Source organism: Streptomyces sp. CA-210063, assembly GCF_024612015.1.
GTDB lineage: Bacteria > Actinomycetota > Actinomycetes > Streptomycetales > Streptomycetaceae > Streptomyces.
The window spans coordinates 4735305-4750487 of sequence record NZ_CP102512.1; the positions used below are offsets into that span (position 1 = coordinate 4735305).

Consider the following 15183-nt stretch of genomic DNA (forward strand, 5'->3'; position numbering starts at 1 on the left):
CCATCATCCGGCGCCTCGCAGGGGGACTTCAATAATGTGGACCTTTTCTCTGCTCTCCACGTCCCAATCTTCGGCGAATATGTCATCCATCGCTTCGGCCCCCTCCGTGATCACAGGCCGGAGTTGCTTGCGGTAGACCGCCTCGGTTGTCGCCTGGCTGCTGTGACCGACCAAGAGAGCGATCCGTTCCAGCGGGATGCCGTGGTCTGAAAGCAGGGAAACGAAGCTGTGCCGGAGCTCCCGCGGTGTCCACTCCGGCCTCAGACCGGCCTTCTTCACGATGGCCTTGAAATCGCGCCGGACGTTGGCCGCGTCGAGCGGCTCACCGCTCCGGGTAGTGAAGACCCGGCCGGTGGGGGCCCACTCCATCCCTCGCGATGCTCGCTCCTGCTTCTGCCATCGCATGTGCTCTTCGAGGACGTCGACCACCTGCTTCGGCAGAGCGATGGTCCGGCGGCTCTTCCTGGTCTTGGTCTCACCATGCTTACGGACCGAGCGCCACACCGCGACGTGAGGCGGGGCCCCCGTCCTTCGGCTCCAGGAAGACGTGATCCCAAGTGAGGGGCCGCGCCTCTTCTGTGCGAACACCACTGAGGAGCGAGAGCACGAGGTAGGCGTACAGCCGTGACGGTCGCGCGGCGATGAGCACAGCTTTCGCCTGCTCCAAATTGAGTGCCTTGCTCGGGCGACCGGGGCGCCCCTCCGGCGCGGTGACGAGAAAGGCGACGTTGCGCGCCGCCTTGTCTCGGCGCTGAGCGTGCGCGGTGGACCGGCGCAGGATGGCGAGCAGGTCGCGCAGGCTTCGCGTCGCGAGGAATTCAGCCCTGTCGTCCAACCAGTCGTCGACGTCGTCCGCGCTGAGTTCCTTGAGCTTGGCCTTGCCGATGAACGGGATGAGGTGCTTGTTCGCCATCGAGCGGTTCTTGCCGATGGTGCCCTTCTCGTCGCGCCCCTTGAGTCCGCGCTCCAACCAGTCGTTCACCGCGTCCGCCACGGTGTAGTTGGCCGGCGCCTTGACGCCGGTCTGTACCTCCTTTTTCAAGTCCCGGATCTTGTTGCGGACTTCGGTCTTCGTCTTGCCGTACACCTTCGGTCGACGGCGCTTGCCATTCGGGGCGTGCCCCAGAGAAACGGCCCCCACAAAGCTCTTCTTTTTGGGGTCCCAATAGATCGTGTCCGCACCGTGGCCCGCCCTGGTGGCGCGTTTCGGGGTCTCGGTCATGCCGTGTTGTGCCTCCATAGGACAGGGCCGCGCCCGGAGGAGGGCGCGGCCCTGGTGTGATGGGTGGTGGGGATTCAGGCGGTGGCTTCTGCCTCGCGCTTGAGGAGTTCGACGTACTGCGCGATGTACTCAGGCGGCACGAGTCGACGTCGACCGATGCGAACGGTCTGGAGTCGTCCGAGCCGTATCTCCTCGTAGACCATCGAGCGGCCGATCCGGAGAGCCTTCGCGGCCTCTTCGGGCCGGTAGAGGAGTTGTTCAGCAGACGCAACGGCGGTGCTCATGCGGCGGTGCCTCCTCGGCAGGGAGTTGGGGGCGGTGGCCCCCTTCCTGTCAGGTCCGCTACCTCCGCTACCTCCGCTACCGCCCTGGTCAGCGGCATGATCGTGGTAGCGGATATGGGAAGCGGTAGCGGATAAAGCCGCTACCGGCCCCGGGATCGTGGCCGCGGGGTCGGTAGCGGACGGGCGGCGCGGTAGCGGATGCGGAGTGCCGATCCGCTACCGGTTTTAGGGCTCTGACCTGCCTGGTAGCGGAGGTAGCGGAAGTAGCGCACTTTCCGCAGGGGGAGGGCAGTAGCGTTGCCACGCGTCGTGAAGATCGGACGCGTAATAGCCCTTCATGACGCTTCCGCCGGCCTTGATGTTGCGGGCCGCAATCGGCGCGTTGTCCGCGGTCATGTACTCGCGCAGCATCCGTGAGAGGCCGCGGGCATCAAGCGGCTTGCCGCTCATGTCCGCCCACGGCGCCTCTTCGAGGCTGTGCAGCCTGTCGAGGATGGCGACGGTGGGCAGACGGTCGATGCCGTTGAACACGTAGTCGCGCAGATCGATCAACAGGCGGATACCGATGCTGCCTTTGTCGCTGGTCTTGGCCGCGTTCACCAGCTCGATGCAGGCGGCGCGAGCCCGCTCCGGCCACGTGCCGCCCGCCGCGTCGGCCACCGCGAGCAGGGGCTCCCACACGTCCGCGGGCCGGTCGCTGATGCCCTCCGGGAGTTCCGGGAACACTCCGTCGACCAGGTGGCGGATGGACTGTGCCCAATTGGCGAGCCGGTCGCGCAGTTCGTGTCCTTCCTTCTCGTGAATGCGCTGACGGAACGGTTCGACCTGCTCGTTCGGTGCGCGGCGCCGCATGCGGACGATGACCGAGCGAGTCAGGATCGTGTCGGGCAGCGAGCCGAGTCCGGCGACCGCGACCCCGCAGAACGACGGGAACTCCTGCACCTGCTGATTGGAGCCGTCGCCCACGCAGCGCCACATGACACCGGAGCGTCGGTGGCCTGCATTCAAAAAGCCCCGGAGCTGTTCGTTCTCTCCGGCCTTGGGCCCGAAGACCGTATCGATCTCGTCGAACAGGATCGTCGGCCGTCCCTCCATCCCGGACACCGCACGAAACAGTGCGGACGCGGATGCGTTGACCGCCACCATCGGTTGCGGCACGAGGGTTTCCACGGTCTCCAGAGCGCGGGACTTGCCCAACCCCGGCTCCGGCGACAGGAACGCGAGCCGCGGTGTGGAGTCGAAGCAGTCGAGCAGGTGCGCGTGTGCGTCCCACAGCGTCACAGCGACGTACGCGGCTTCGAGGGGGAAGATGTTGAAGCGGCGGTGGAAGGCTTCCACCTCATCGAGCAGTGCGGAGCCGTCCATGGCGGGTGCCGGCGGATTGGCGCTCATGCCGCCTGCCTCCCTTCCTGGTTGGTGCGGAACGGGCATGCGTCACGGTGGGCGGTGTGGTCTTCGATCAGGGCGAGCACCTTCGTGTGGCCGACGGCGCTGCGGTCCCTGCCGCACAAGCACTTCGAGGTGGCGGTAGGCACGGCACCGCGTGGTGCACAGATGCACAGCCACGCGATCGGGTACCGGCCGTCGCCCTGCTGCGGGTCAGGACGAAGAGCAGAAGGGACGCCCTTGCGGGCGGCGCCTTTCGGCTCACCCACGGCCGGACCGGGCACGGCTTGTGCGGCGGCGCGCGGACTGGTCGGGGTGACGGGAAGGCTCTTCAGAGCGGGGCGGGGAAGGGCGCTCATGCCGCCCTCCGCTGACCGTTGCGAGCGATCGACCAGTTCAGACCGCTGCGAATGGTCGCCTCACACGACCGCGGCGAGAGACCGGCCTGCTCCCCCGCCCACTGAAGAGCCTCCTCAACCTGCTCCCTGGGGAGGTCGCCCCACGCGATGAACCGCCCCAAGGCTCGCGCCGCCCGCAGCAACGTGGCGTTGCGCTCGCCCTCCGGTGCCTGCCGTACGGACGCGGTTTCCGCGTTCAAGCCCGCTGCGGTGTAGCTGGTCGCCCGTACGGACGACGGTGCAGCCGTTAGTGCCCGCGAAGCCTGACGGGCAGTCAGGCGGGCGTGCAGCCAATCGGGCAGGGGCGCGGGCTGCATATCACTGACGACCGCGTAGGCCCCCTGGGGGTGAGGCTGCCGGGGGCGACGACGTAGCCACCCCACGCGCGGGTGTCGATACGTTTGGCGAGCCGTCCGGCGGTGTTGCCGAGCCGGACGCCGGGCGGGGCGGTGAAGTACAGGTGGACCCCGCCGCTCGCGGTCCGCACAGTGCGGGTGGCAGGTACAGCCTGTCCGGTGCGCTCGCAGAGCGCCGTGAAGGTTGTCACGCCGTTAGGCGTGTCCGTACTGCTCTTCCGCTTGGGCATGTCGAGGTCGACGACGACCAGCCCGGACGGGCCGGTCGCGATGCCGACGTTGAACGGCAGGTCGCCCCACGCGCGGCGGATGCGGTCGGGGTCGATGGTGGCACGCTCTTCCCACCTGCGGTGACCGCCGGCGCAGTCCCCGATGCCGGGGCAGACGTCTTCACCGTGCAGGGCCGGACGCTTGTCGCCGGGGCGCAGCGGAAGGACGGCCCAGCCTCGCTCTGCCGCGTCCAGGGCGGCAAACAGGAGGTGACGGTTCATGCCGTAACCCCCGCCACGCTCGATGGGGTGGCATGGGCCGGACGGCCCTCGCCGAATGACGCTCGTTGGGTCATGCTGGATGTCTCCTGCTCTCTTGGAGGGACTGGAGAACCGGGGCGGGCGCAGGCTTGTGGTGAGACGGCGCCCGCCTCGGGCGTAGCTAGCCGTGGAAGTGGTTGCGCTTGAAGACGGCTTTGCGGATGTTGACCGTTGTCCCGCTGCCGTGTCCGCTCGCGCTGAAGACTTGAACGGCGACCCAGCCGCCGAAGATGACGGCGGCGAGGGTGATGAGCTGGGTGGTGAGCGCGGTCAGTGCGGTGATGAACGCGGTCAGCAGGAACAGTCCGCCACAGACGGCACCGAAGCCGATGCCTCCGAGGGCGATGTTCACCGCCGTGCGGGAGACGGGCGGCTTGGCCGCGACGGGTTCGGGCTTGGCGGGTTCGAGGGTGTAGCCGGTGACGACGCGGCGTCCGGCAGGACCACGCTCGCCACGGCCGGGATGGCGCCCGGCTGCACCGGTGCGACCGGCGCCGACGGGATCGGGGCGAGCGGTGTGGGGCGGTGGACTTCCATGGCCGCCTCACGGCGGCCGGGTGAGAGGGGCTTGACGGGTTCGTTCACGATGGGGCCTCCTGTCAGCCGAGGTCGCTGAGTGCGTTGGCGGACGCCTGGACGAGGTGGTGAATGGGCTCGTACGCGCCGGTCCCGGCGGCGAAGAACCCGAAGAGGAACAGCACGATGGCCGCGCCCCCGCCGGCGGACTTGGTCTTGACGGCGAGGGCGGACGCGGCGCCGAAGAGCAGCACGGCGGAGATGTTGAGGATCATCGGAATCCTTCCGGGCGGGGGGTGTCGGTTCCGGCGCGGTAGATGCGGGCCCAGCGGTTGTAGAGCCAGCGGCCGACGCGTATGCGCTTGCCGGTGGCCTTGCAGCGGCGGCAGTCCTTGCCGCGCTTCTGGCGACCCTTGCGGTCGGTCTTCATGGCGAAGCCCCATCCGTTGCACTTGCGGCAGTTGCCGAACGGCGAGGCAGCACACACAGTGGCGTAACACAGCGTTGCGCCGAGCAGGAGTGTGATAGCGAGCAGGGCAGGGGTCATGACGGGCCCTCCGGGCGGGTTTCAGGGATTTCCGCAGGTGGGCCGCTATGCGCTAGCGACCTGATCAGAGCTGGTTTGGCGCGCTAAGCGAGCCGCTAACGCTAGCGGGGGGTGCCGCTAGCGCTAGCGGCCCGAGACGGTCAGCCCGCGTCCCGCTTTCCGTCACGCTCCGCAATCGCGGCCGTGATGTGGGAGCGGTCGACACCGCGCCGGTTGACGACCTTGCCGTCCACCCGGCGACCCACCTGGATCGTGGACAGACCCTGCGGCTTCAGGGCCGCGGCGAGTGTCTCGGGCTCCCAGCCGTCGTAGACCTCGGGGCGCAGTTCGGCGAGCCGCGCGACGACGGTTTCCGACCACACCTTGGTCTCCTTGACGGGGATCACGGCGAGGATGTCGGCGAGCAGGTCGTACGCGCTCGCGGCCGTCTCCGGCTCCTCCCCCAGCGCGTGACCGGACAGGGTGCCCGCGTCTTCGCGTGCCTTGCGGGCGCGGGCGGCGATGCTGTCGGCTCCGGGTCCGTCCACGTACACCGAGCCCACGATCCGGGCGTCGGAGCCTTCACTCACGAAGTAGTGGATGCCCTTGTCGCCCCAGGCGAACATGGTGGCGCGCACGCCGCGCTTGTACGCGGACGTGCCGAGCACCATGTCGTTCTCCAACTGCCCCATGACCTTCAGGCACCAACGCGCCGACGCGTTCGCGGAGATGCCCGTGGGCAATGCCTTGGCGTCCGGGCGCTGTGTGGCGAGCAGCAGCACGATGCCGGTGGCCGGACCGCGCTTGACCAGGTCTGTTGCGATCTCCTCGAACTCGTCCTTGTGCTTGGGGTGCTCGAACAGCACCTGGCACTCGTCCACCCCGATCACGATGGGGTGCAGCCCAAGGGAGCGCTTGTCGGCGAGTTCGCTGGTCACCTTCGACTCCGGGCAGATGTCCCGCGGAAGCGAGCGGATCACCTTGGTGCGGCGGCGCAGTTCCTCGCGCAGCGCCCGGAAGTCGTTCAGCGCGTACTCGATGGCGTCGTCATCGTCGCCCGCGGCGTGCCGGTGCGAGACGGCGTTGCCGACCGGGTCCAGGTCGCCGGTGCCCTTCATGTCGTAGGTGTGCAGCTCGGCGCGCGGGTCCAGCGCGGCGATGAGCAGGAGCAGGCGGAGCAGGAAGGTCTTGCCCATGCGCGGGATGGCGCCGATGATGCCCGCGATGTACATCAGGGTGACCTCTACCCAGCGTCCGCGCTGGTCGGTGCCGTAGGCGACGGGCTTGAACAGGTTGACGCTGCCGCTGTTCATCAGCGGCCACTTGGGCTTGCGGGACGTCGACATGTCCTGATCGCCGACCCACAGCACGAGATGACCGGTGTGCTCGTTCGGCACCGCCTCAGGCCACACACACCCCAGCGGGCGGCGCAGACCGGACGCGAGCCGGTCACGCCGCTCGATCACGTCCGTGACCGTCACGCCGTACGGGAGGTTGCCCTCCGCGCGCCAGCCCGGACCGTCCCGTGTGATGGGCGCGGTGAACTCGAAGCCGTCGCGGCCCTTGCCCTGCGCCTGGTTGATGGCGGGGATGCCGAGCGAGCCGAGCGCCCGCAGCACGATGTCACTGGTGAGCTTGACAGCCTTGGGCAACTCCACCGCGCGGTGGATGACCGGAGCATCCGCCCGGCGGCCGGCGAACCCGAGCGCCATCCCGACCGCGCCCACCGACACCGCCTGAAGCCAGGCAGGGGCGAGCACGTAGATGGCGAGCGCGGAGCCGAGCCCGATGAACATCGCGAGCACGGTCACGAGGGTGCGCAGTCGGACCCGTCCGTCGCGCTGCCGTGACAGCTTCAGGTACTCGGCCGCGTCCTCACGCCTCACGGCGGCGAGTCGGACCGGCTCGCCCTCGCGGTCGGCCATCCACCGCATGGTGCCGCCCACGAACTTGGCGGCACCGGACGGCGCCTGAAGCGTGAGCCGTGCGGCGTAGACCGGCGAGCGCAGCGCGTGATAGCCGACCGAGTGGGCGTAGTGGCGTGCCACCCACGCCGTGGCGGTCTTCAGCTCCGCCACGGACTTCAGCCACGCGGGAACGACCGGGCGGCGCTGCGCGGCGAGCAGCCGACCGAGGTAGCCCGGACCGGTCGCCTTGGCAGTCGGCAGGTCGACCATCACGCGTGCGGTCGGGTCGCCCGACTCGGTGCCCGACCGCTCCGGCGCGGAGTCGGCCGACCGGTCGGAGTCGGGTCGGGCGGTCGGGTCGGCCGACTGCTCGCGGGCCGACCGTGCCTTGTCGAGGTCGACTACCTCGCCACCCGAGTCGGCAGCGCGGTCGGTGTTCAGCTCTGCTTCGAGTCGGTTGAAGAGTTCGTTGTCGTCGTCGGGGTGCTTCACTGAAGGTCCCTTCCAAGGGGAGGAAAGGCGGGGTCCGGCCGTCGCTGTAGGAGGTGGGCGACCGGACCCCGCGGGGCGCCGCTACGGTGTGCGGCATGGGGGAATCTCAGGTCAGGACACGGCCGTGCAGGTGGTGCGGCAGGCCGGTGCAACAGCCGCGAAGTCGCTGGCGCAGACGGCGTTTTTGCAGCAAGTCACACCGGCGTAGAAACCGGATCCTGGAAGCTGTCCTGAACTTCTTCGACAGCCTGTAGGTCAGGCAGCGCGCTGTTCCTCGGGGTAGGCGCAGGGCACGCACATGCCGAGCGAGGTGGGGATGACGTATCCCGCGTCGGTGCGGCACTGCGGGCAGGTGCGGCGGGCGCACATCGCCTTGGCGAGCGCGGCCCGCTTGCCGGGCGTCATCGGCCGGACGGGCTTGGCGCGGTCGACGCGGTAGAGGTAGGCGACCAGCGGTCCGCGCCGGTAGCGCGGACGCAGCACCTGAGCCGCGATCGGCTGACCGCCCGGACGTAAGCCACGGGCGCGCAGTTGGCGGCGCGTGGCAAGCCCGTCGGGGGCGTAGCGCCACGGGTAGGTGGGGATACCGAACTGGCTGCCGGTCGGGTCGTAGCACTTGCCGTAGGCCGGGACATCAGGCGGCCACCCCGACGATCGGGGCATCCTTGCGGGCGCCGGTTCGGCCGGCACGGCGTCCGGCGACGGTGGCGAACAGCCGGCCGAGCCCGGCGCCACGAGTTCCGGCGCGGGCCTGTTTGGCCGCATACATCGCCTCATCCGCCCGCTGCAGCAGCCCGGACAGGTCATCGGCGGGGAAGTCGGCGGCGCGCACCCAGCCGAGCGAGACCGTAGTGCGTACGGCCGGGTCCTGGCCGTCGACCGGCCGGGCGAGCACGCCGTGCAGCACGGCGAGCAGGTCCCCGGCGGTGCCGTGGTCGTCGATGACCACGGCGGCGAACCGTTGACTGAACTAACTCCAACATTTTCGCAGGTCAGATAGCCTTTCTGCTAGCTTCCGTGGATGCTTGGACGGGAACCCGAGAGGGAGTTAGCAAGCTTCGTGCTGCCCGAGGCTGGACAGCTGGCGGAGACAGGAGATCGATGGAGACCGTTTGTCCTCCTGGACGCGGACGGTGTCGAGATCGAACCTGTGGCCGCCTTCTTCGCGGAGCTGCTGTTTGTGACAAGTCAGCAGCCACGATCCGGTCATACGGAATGGATCTGCTGCGTTGGTGGCGCTTCCTGTGGGGCTGGGGGATTGCCTGGGATCGTGCAGGCCGGTCGGACGCTCGGGACTTCGCCCGCTGGATGCAGATCGCGAACAAGTTCGCACCGCTGCACTGGCGCCACCGACGGGCCATCCAGACGGAGACAACACCAAAGCCAGTACGAGAGCAGCTGCCGCCCGGAGCCCCCAATCCGATCACAGGAAAGTCGTCCCCAGGGCCGAGATACGCGCCGACAACGCGAGCGCACTGCGAGACCGTCCTGCGGGCCTTCTACGACTTCCACCTCTCCGAGGGAACCGGCCCGATCCTGAACCCGTTTCCACTGGATCGCTCCCGGCGCCGTGGCAGGGCACACGCTCACCACAACCCTGACGAGCGGTTTCGCCACGAACGACAGGGCCGCTACCGGCCGGCCATCCCCAAGCGAGCGCCTCGGCGGATCCCCGACGCGATGTTCAACGCGCTCTTCGCCGCGCTGAAGCACGACCGTGATCGAGCTCTGCTGGCGTTTTGGGTCTCCAACGGGGCTCGTGCTGAGGAACTGCTCACCAGTCGGCAACGCGACGCGCTGCCCGGCCAACAGGTCCTGGGGGTGGTCCGCAAGGGGAGCCGGGCCTATCAACAACTCCCCTGCTCAGCCGACGCTTTCGTCTGGCTACGGCTCTATCAGGAGAGCGCCTGGCGGGCGGGGGTCCCCCGCGGACAGAGCGAGGGGCTGTGGTGGACGTTACGCCGTCCGTGGCGTCCCCTGAACTATCCGGCGGCCCGTGCGATGTTCAACCGGGCCAACAGCTTGCTCGGTACAAACTGGACTCTCCACGATCTTCGACACACCGCCGCCTATCGGCTGGCGAGGGATCCGAAGATGCCACTGACCGACGTGCAGTGGGTGCTCGGCCATGCACACCTGTCGACGACACAGCTCTATCTGCCGGCCGACCGGGACGAGGTGATCGAACACGTTCGAGCACACCATGCCCGACGGGCCAAGTCCGCCGAGCGGGTTCCACCGCCACCGGCGGCCGGTTACAACCCTGAATCCCTCAACAACCTCTTCGGGACTGCCTGGTGACACCTGCAGAGACGATGTCCGTCGCCACGCATGTCGCACCTCCCACGTCCCTGAGCCTGGCCGGAGAAGCATTGAGGGCCGTCGCCCTGCGCTTCCCGCCCAGACCTGCCGCGGACGACTGGGCGGCCACGGCAGGCACGCAGGCCGACATCCTGGCTCGTCTGCAGCAGCCTCCCTTGCGGCCGGCGGACGTGAGGCACCACCGAGCCCGGATCCGCGGAGCTCGCCAAATCTTGCAGTGGCTGGACACCTTCTCCGGGGCCACCTGGCAGCAGCGGTGGAACGCCAGCCCCGCCAGCACACGTCCTGGCAACGACTGGGCGCGGTTGGCACCCGGCTGGATCGGAACCGCCGCGGGCCCCTCGCAACGGCAGACCTTGTCCGGCGGGCTACTGAGTTTGATCTGTGCAGACGTCATCAGGCCAGCCCTCCCCTGGCTGCTTTCGCGAACCTCGGCCAACATGACCAGCCTGCGGATCGGGCTCATCCCTACCCGTGATCCGGAAGGATTCTCCCAGCTTGAAGCGATGATCGAACCTGCTACATGGTCCTCCAACGTCGGGCGCCATGCCCTGCACGCGCTGGTCAAGATCGTTGCCGCCAAGGGCGGCACCTTGGCCGACATCACCGTCGGCGACGCAGTGGAGTATCTCGCCGCGCTCAAAGCAGCGAACGACAAATCCCGCGGCTACACCCTCTTCTATGCCTGGCTGAGGGAGTTGGGCACCCTCCCTGCAGAAGCACCCAGCTCGCTGCGCTACCTGGCCAACACCAGTGGGCAGGTATCGATGGAACAGCTCATCGACCGATTCGGCGTCCGCTGCCGCCCCATCAGAGATCTTTTGGTGGACTACCTCAAAGAGCGGCAGCCCGGTCTCGACTACACGTCCCTGAACAATTTATCCCGGCACTTGGCCAGCAACTTCTGGGGCGACCTGGAACAGCATCATCCGGGAATCGACTCTCTCCACCTGGCACCCGAGGTGAGCGCGGCCTGGAAGCAGAGATGCCGGACCCGCATCGAACGGCGCCGCCAGCCAGACGGCACAGTGCGTGAAGTGGTGACCGCGCGCGTCAACGTCGCCAGCATCATGATCTCTGTGCGGGCGTTCTATCTCGACATCGCCCAGTGGGCCATCGACGAGCCGGCGCGCTGGGGGCCCTGGGCGGTGCCGAGCCCGATCAAGGACGCGGATGTCGCCGTCGTGAAGGACAACAAGCGGCGCAAAGCCCGGATGGACCACCGGACGCGGGAACGGCTCCCGGCTCTGCCTGCCGTCGCCCGAGCGGCTTCATCATGCCTGAACGAGGCCAAAGCCCGACTCCAGGCGCTGATGGACACCCCGCCAGGCGACCATTTCACCTTCGCGGGCGACACCTTCGCGCGAGCAGCGAAGGACGGAACGACCTGGGCGGTGAACATGGCCACCGGCCGGCGCATCGACCTGGCCCTCGCGGAAAGCCGCGCGTTCTGGGCCTGGGCAATGGTCGAGTTTCTTCAGCACACCGGGGTCCGCATCGAGGAAATGCTGGAGGCCAGCCATCACAGCCTGATCCAATACAGGCTGCCCACGACCGGCGAGATCGTCCCCCTCCTGCAGATCGCGCCCTCCAAAACCGACGAGGAACGAGTCATCCTGGTCAGCCCAGAACTCGCCGACGTACTGAGCGCGATCATCGCCCGTGTTCGCGACTCGCGCACCGGTGCCGTCCCCTACGTCTCCAGCTATGACATGGCTGAGAAGACCTGGAACCCGCAGATGCCACTGCTCTTCCAATGGTGCCGCAGCGGCGAGAGCTCCCGCCTCTCCCCGAAGTTCTTGCGCGAAGCGCTCCAAGAAGTACTGGCGTCTACGAACCTCACCGACTCGGCCGGACAGCCCTTGGATTTCTCGCCCCATGACTTCCGGCGGATCTTCATCACCGACGCCATCCGCAGCGGCCTTCCCCCGCACATCGCGCAGGTCATCGCCGGGCACACCAACATCAACACGACCATGGGGTACAACGCCATCTACCCCAGCGAGGCGATCGAGGCGCATCGCGCGTTCATCGCGCGGCGCCGAGCGCTGCGTCCCAGCGAGGAGTACCGAACCCCAACCAACGAGGAGTGGGACGCCTTCCTCGGGCATTTCGAGCGACGCAAACTGTCCATCGGGATCTGCGCTCGCGCATTCGGCACTCCATGCATCCACGAACACGCTTGTATTCGATGCTCCATGCTCCGACCGGATCCGGCTCAGAGACACCGCCTCGTCGAGATTCGCGACAACCTGATCGCCCGAATCACCGAAGCCGAACAGGAGGGATGGCTCGGTGAGATCGAAGGACTCCGAGTCAGCCTCGCCAGCGCAGAGGAGAAGCTCACCCAGCTCGATGCAGAGCAAGTCCGTCAACGCCAAGTGATCGATCTCGGCATGCCGCGCTTCAGCCAGATCGCGACACGAATCAGTACGGCAAAAGGACCTTCAAGTTAGCGGAGCCTCATCCACGCGGATGATCTACACCACCCCGATCCAGGCCACGAGCCACGCCCTACAGGCGGCGGGCCAGCAAATGGGTGTCGAGGAAGCCCCGCTCGGACGCTGGGTCGTGGAGCAGCCGGGCGAACGTGACGAGTCCGGCCTCGGCGAGCAGCTCGGCGAACCGGTCCGCCGGCCAGCTATAGGCGGGCGTCACCTTGTGGTCGAAGCGGACCGGCTCCGGTCCCTCGGTCCCGAAGAAGGACACCAAGAGCAGGCCCCCTGGTGCCAGGACACGCACCTGCTCGGCGAGCAGCGCGGGCAATTCTCCAGGTGGGGTATGGATCATCGAGTAGTGGGCCAGCACTCCGCCGAGCGCACCGTCCTCGACCGGCAGGGCCTCCATCCGCGCCTCATCGAACCGCAGCGCCGGATGGGCCCGCCGGGCGTGGGCGACCATCGCCGGGGAGAGGTCGAGCCCGAAAGCGTCCAGCCCCAAGTCATGCAGCATCGCCGTCACATGACCGGGGCCGCACCCGACGTCGGCTACCCGCAGGTTCCCCGTGCCACGCACGAGCTCGGCGAAAGTGCCGATCATGTTCCGCGCGAACGGGTGCGTCTCCAGCCCATTGGCGAACATCGACGCGTACAGATCGACGACCCCGTCATAGGCCGCCCTCGTCTCGTCCTGGTGTCCTAACACGGGAAGGAAACTAACACCCGCGCCGTTCGCCACCGTTCTCCGGCCCCACACCGGTTTCCTCAGGACTGATCGTCCCGTCACCTGATCACGGAACGCTCTCGCTAGTTCAGAGAAGAACTCATCGCCCCCGAGCCGCCCCGCGACCCCGGACCGGCCGACGTGGTGGGCGAGCCGGTCGGCGGTCGCCTTCAACAAGGCGTCCCCGGCCGCGTGCCCGTAGGTGTCGTTGATGTGCTTGAACTTGTCGACGTCGGCGAGTACCACGACCGCGCGCGGGTCCCTGAGCAGGGCTGTGGCGCGGTGGGTGAAGCCATCGCGGGTGCGTAACCCGGTGAGCGGGTCACGCCGGGCGGTGTTGAGGCAGCCTCGCAGCCACCACACATGCACCACCCAACCAGCGGCCAGGGGCAGCGCGGACAGCAGGACCGTGGCCAGGGTGTTCACGCGGCCACCCCCTCGACACTGTCGCCGGCCGCCGTGGCGTCGGGAGCGGTGACGGCGTGCAGCGGACGGCCGTCGGCGCGCTCGCTCTTAAGGGTGTCGCGCAGTGTGCGGGCGTTGGCCTGCGAGACGTGGACCGCCGTGCGGATGCGATCCGCGGTCAAGTCAGCGTCCGGCCACTCAGAGGTGACCGCGCGCGCCTCGGTCAGCAGCTCCTCGAAGGTGCGCTGTGCCTTGGCCTTGCCCTTGGCGGGTGCCCGGCGGCGCGGGCGCGGCTTGGCGTCGACCGGGGGCGCCGGCGGATTCTCTACCGGGGGCGGTGCGGGCGTCTCCTGCTCGGTGGCAGGGGCCAGGTCGCCCATGCGCAGCATCACGCGCTCGCGCCGCGGGGTCTTCGTCCGCCACTTGCGGCCGTAGCGCTCGCGCAGGTCCGCGCGGGCCAACTGTCGTTCCTTCTCCAGCGTCAGCGCCTCGGAGTACGAGGTGACCTCCCACAGCGTCATGCGGCGCCACACAGGGCGAAGGTGGAGGGGAAGGCGAGCAGCCAGCGGGAGAACCGAATCTTCTCCATGCGGCGGCCGGTGGCCGCGCCGATCCGCACGGCGTAGATGTGCGCGCCGATCTCGGAGAACACGACCCACAGCAGCGGCATCGTGCCGTGCGCGACCTTGGCCGACAGGGAATGACCGGCCGCGATGTTCAGCCCGCACGTGATCAGCGTGAGCACCCAGGGCACGAACCGCACCCACGCGAGCGCCATATCCATGCGGATCAACAGCAGGTTGGCCACGGTGAACACCGGAATGGCCACGTCGATACCAACCGGCAGCATCCACGGCTCGCCGAACCCCCAGCGGGCCGCAGCCTCGGAGACGGCGTCGAACGAGGAGATCAGGCCGAGCGCGCCGACTCCGGCCGCGGCGAGCGCGCCGACTCCGGCGAGCCCCATCTCCGGGCGGGTCAGCGGCGGCACGGCCGACGACTCGATGGTCTGCACGGTCGTCATGCCGCACCCCCGACCAACACCGGGGCGACGATGTCCGCGTAGCCAGTCAGACGGACCACCGGGCCCGCGTAGTCGACGGTCGTGCGCAGGACTCGCGTCCGGCCGTCGCTCTGCTCGCGGTAGGTCACAGCGTCCGGGGCGATCCCCAGGGCCTCCCGCCACGCCTCGAAGCCCGGCAGGTCGTCGTAGAACGTCAGCTCCAACCGCTCCGGGTAGACGGTGGACACCTGCACCGACGGTGCCGACAGGTGCCCGAAGTCCGCGGCCAGTAGGCGCAGCGCGCGCAGGGGCACGGCGAGATCGTCCAGCGTCAGCGCGTCACTCATGCCGCCACCCCCTTGCGTGCCGCGCGGCGGCGCCGGGCGGGGCGGATCAGGGGGATGACGTCGAACAGGTCCGGGTTCTCCTCGATGACCTGCGCAGCGATGCGGATCAGGTCGTCGGGAAGGTCGGGGTTGTCGGCGAGGATGTCGCGCGCCGCGTCCTCGCGGGCCGCGCGCTCTTCGTCCGTCTCGCCCTCGACCCCGAGCCACAGCTCAACCGGGGTGCCGAGCGCCAGCTCCGCGAAGTCCGCGGCAGAGATGGCCTGTTGGTGGCCGATGTACGTACGCATGACAGCTCCTGAAGTGGGAGGGACACGGAGCCGGAGAGCC

Annotated in this window: 14 protein-coding genes and 5 pseudogenes; 2 read left to right on the top strand and 17 right to left on the bottom strand. The window is 68.4% G+C overall.

Translation table 11 applies throughout. The features are described from left to right. Positions 1-3: 3 nt before the first annotated feature. The 11 genes and pseudogenes from JIX56_RS20445 to JIX56_RS20495 all read right to left on the bottom strand — a co-directional run. Positions 4-1222 (bottom strand): annotated as a pseudogene (locus JIX56_RS20445) (site-specific integrase). A gap of 74 nt (positions 1223-1296) precedes the next feature. Beyond that, the gene (locus JIX56_RS20450; RefSeq protein ID WP_257542652.1) at positions 1297-1506 is read right to left on the bottom strand and encodes a helix-turn-helix domain-containing protein; all 210 of its coding nucleotides are present in this window, start codon (positions 1504-1506) and stop codon (positions 1297-1299) included. Positions 1507-1731: 225 nt separating this feature from the next. Further along, a complete protein-coding gene (locus tag JIX56_RS20455) occupies positions 1732-2898 on the bottom strand; it encodes a DUF3631 domain-containing protein (protein ID WP_257542653.1) in 1167 nt (388 codons plus the stop codon). Then, the gene (locus JIX56_RS20460) at positions 2895-3251 is read right to left on the bottom strand and encodes a hypothetical protein (RefSeq protein WP_257542654.1); all 357 of its coding nucleotides are present in this window, start codon (positions 3249-3251) and stop codon (positions 2895-2897) included. The genes JIX56_RS20455 and JIX56_RS20460 overlap by 4 nt, the downstream gene beginning before the upstream one ends. After that, positions 3248-4137, bottom strand: a pseudogene (locus tag JIX56_RS20465) (bifunctional DNA primase/polymerase). Before JIX56_RS20465 ends, JIX56_RS20460 begins: the two are co-directional and overlap by 4 nt. A 160-nt stretch (positions 4138-4297) precedes the next feature. Beyond that, a pseudogene (locus JIX56_RS20470) lies at positions 4298-4713 on the bottom strand (hypothetical protein). A gap of 62 nt (positions 4714-4775) precedes the next feature. After that, complete coding sequence (locus JIX56_RS20475) at positions 4776-4967, bottom strand: hypothetical protein (RefSeq protein WP_257542655.1); 192 nt, start codon at positions 4965-4967, stop codon at positions 4776-4778. After that, on the bottom strand, positions 4964-5239 hold the full coding sequence (locus JIX56_RS20480; protein ID WP_257542656.1) for a hypothetical protein: 276 nt from the start codon (positions 5237-5239) through the stop codon (positions 4964-4966). The genes JIX56_RS20475 and JIX56_RS20480 overlap by 4 nt, the downstream gene beginning before the upstream one ends. Before the next feature lie 140 nt (positions 5240-5379). Further along, complete coding sequence (locus JIX56_RS20485) at positions 5380-7617, bottom strand: cell division protein FtsK (protein ID WP_257542657.1); 2238 nt, start codon at positions 7615-7617, stop codon at positions 5380-5382. Positions 7618-7872: 255 nt separating this feature from the next. Beyond that, positions 7873-8280 (bottom strand): RRQRL motif-containing zinc-binding protein, encoded by a 408-nt coding sequence (locus JIX56_RS20490; protein WP_257542658.1) that lies wholly within the window; start codon positions 8278-8280, stop codon positions 7873-7875. Further along, positions 8252-8575, bottom strand: a pseudogene (locus JIX56_RS20495) (diguanylate cyclase domain-containing protein); the annotation flags it as partial. The pseudogene JIX56_RS20495 and the gene JIX56_RS20490, both read right to left, overlap by 29 nt. A 257-nt stretch (positions 8576-8832) precedes the next feature. Here JIX56_RS20495 and JIX56_RS20500 point away from each other — a divergent pair. Together JIX56_RS20500 and JIX56_RS20505 are read left to right on the top strand one after the other, a co-directional pair. Next, a complete protein-coding gene (locus tag JIX56_RS20500; RefSeq protein WP_257542659.1) occupies positions 8833-9918 on the top strand; it encodes a tyrosine-type recombinase/integrase in 1086 nt (361 codons plus the stop codon). Positions 9919-10151: 233 nt separating this feature from the next. After that, the gene (locus JIX56_RS20505) at positions 10152-12395 is read left to right on the top strand and encodes a tyrosine-type recombinase/integrase (RefSeq protein WP_257542660.1); all 2244 of its coding nucleotides are present in this window, start codon (positions 10152-10154) and stop codon (positions 12393-12395) included. Positions 12396-12453: 58 nt separating this feature from the next. On the opposite strand, the gene JIX56_RS20510 is transcribed toward JIX56_RS20505, so the two are convergent. The 6 genes and pseudogenes from JIX56_RS20510 to JIX56_RS20530 form a co-directional block, all read right to left on the bottom strand. Then, positions 12454-13083, bottom strand: coding sequence for a class I SAM-dependent methyltransferase (locus tag JIX56_RS20510; protein WP_198653008.1), 630 nt, complete (start codon positions 13081-13083; stop codon positions 12454-12456). Between the two features lie 114 nt (positions 13084-13197). Further along, a pseudogene (locus JIX56_RS20515) lies at positions 13198-13527 on the bottom strand (GGDEF domain-containing protein); the annotation flags it as partial. Continuing rightward, positions 13524-14027 (bottom strand): hypothetical protein, encoded by a 504-nt coding sequence (locus tag JIX56_RS48055; protein WP_443031845.1) that lies wholly within the window; start codon positions 14025-14027, stop codon positions 13524-13526. The pseudogene JIX56_RS20515 and the gene JIX56_RS48055, both read right to left, overlap by 4 nt. Further along, on the bottom strand, positions 14024-14530 hold the full coding sequence (locus tag JIX56_RS48060; RefSeq protein WP_443031846.1) for a DUF2637 domain-containing protein: 507 nt from the start codon (positions 14528-14530) through the stop codon (positions 14024-14026). The genes JIX56_RS48055 and JIX56_RS48060 overlap by 4 nt, the downstream gene beginning before the upstream one ends. After that, complete coding sequence (locus JIX56_RS20525) at positions 14527-14856, bottom strand: hypothetical protein (RefSeq protein ID WP_257542661.1); 330 nt, start codon at positions 14854-14856, stop codon at positions 14527-14529. Before JIX56_RS20525 ends, JIX56_RS48060 begins: the two co-directional genes overlap by 4 nt. Continuing rightward, complete coding sequence (locus tag JIX56_RS20530; protein ID WP_257542662.1) at positions 14853-15143, bottom strand: hypothetical protein; 291 nt, start codon at positions 15141-15143, stop codon at positions 14853-14855. The genes JIX56_RS20525 and JIX56_RS20530 overlap by 4 nt, the downstream gene beginning before the upstream one ends. Between the last annotated feature and the right edge of the window lie 40 nt (positions 15144-15183).

Bases quoted from the DNA above. Each gene is read 5' to 3' on its own strand.
- JIX56_RS20450 (WP_257542652.1), bottom strand. From the start codon at position 1,506: ATGAGCACCGCCGTTGCGTCTGCTGAACAACTCCTCTACCGGCCCGAA.
- JIX56_RS20455 (WP_257542653.1), bottom strand. From the start codon at position 2,898: ATGAGCGCCAATCCGCCGGCACCCGCCATGGACGGCTCCGCACTGCTC.
- JIX56_RS20460 (WP_257542654.1), bottom strand. From the start codon at position 3,251: ATGAGCGCCCTTCCCCGCCCCGCTCTGAAGAGCCTTCCCGTCACCCCG.
- JIX56_RS20475 (WP_257542655.1), bottom strand. From the start codon at position 4,967: ATGATCCTCAACATCTCCGCCGTGCTGCTCTTCGGCGCCGCGTCCGCC.
- JIX56_RS20480 (WP_257542656.1), bottom strand. From the start codon at position 5,239: ATGACCCCTGCCCTGCTCGCTATCACACTCCTGCTCGGCGCAACGCTG.
- JIX56_RS20490 (WP_257542658.1), bottom strand. From the start codon at position 8,280: ATGCCCCGATCGTCGGGGTGGCCGCCTGATGTCCCGGCCTACGGCAAG.
- JIX56_RS20500 (WP_257542659.1), top strand. From the start codon at position 8,833: ATGGATCTGCTGCGTTGGTGGCGCTTCCTGTGGGGCTGGGGGATTGCC.
- JIX56_RS48055 (WP_443031845.1), bottom strand. From the start codon at position 14,027: ATGACGCTGTGGGAGGTCACCTCGTACTCCGAGGCGCTGACGCTGGAG.
- JIX56_RS48060 (WP_443031846.1), bottom strand. From the start codon at position 14,530: ATGACGACCGTGCAGACCATCGAGTCGTCGGCCGTGCCGCCGCTGACC.
- JIX56_RS20525 (WP_257542661.1), bottom strand. From the start codon at position 14,856: ATGAGTGACGCGCTGACGCTGGACGATCTCGCCGTGCCCCTGCGCGCG.
- JIX56_RS20530 (WP_257542662.1), bottom strand. From the start codon at position 15,143: ATGCGTACGTACATCGGCCACCAACAGGCCATCTCTGCCGCGGACTTC.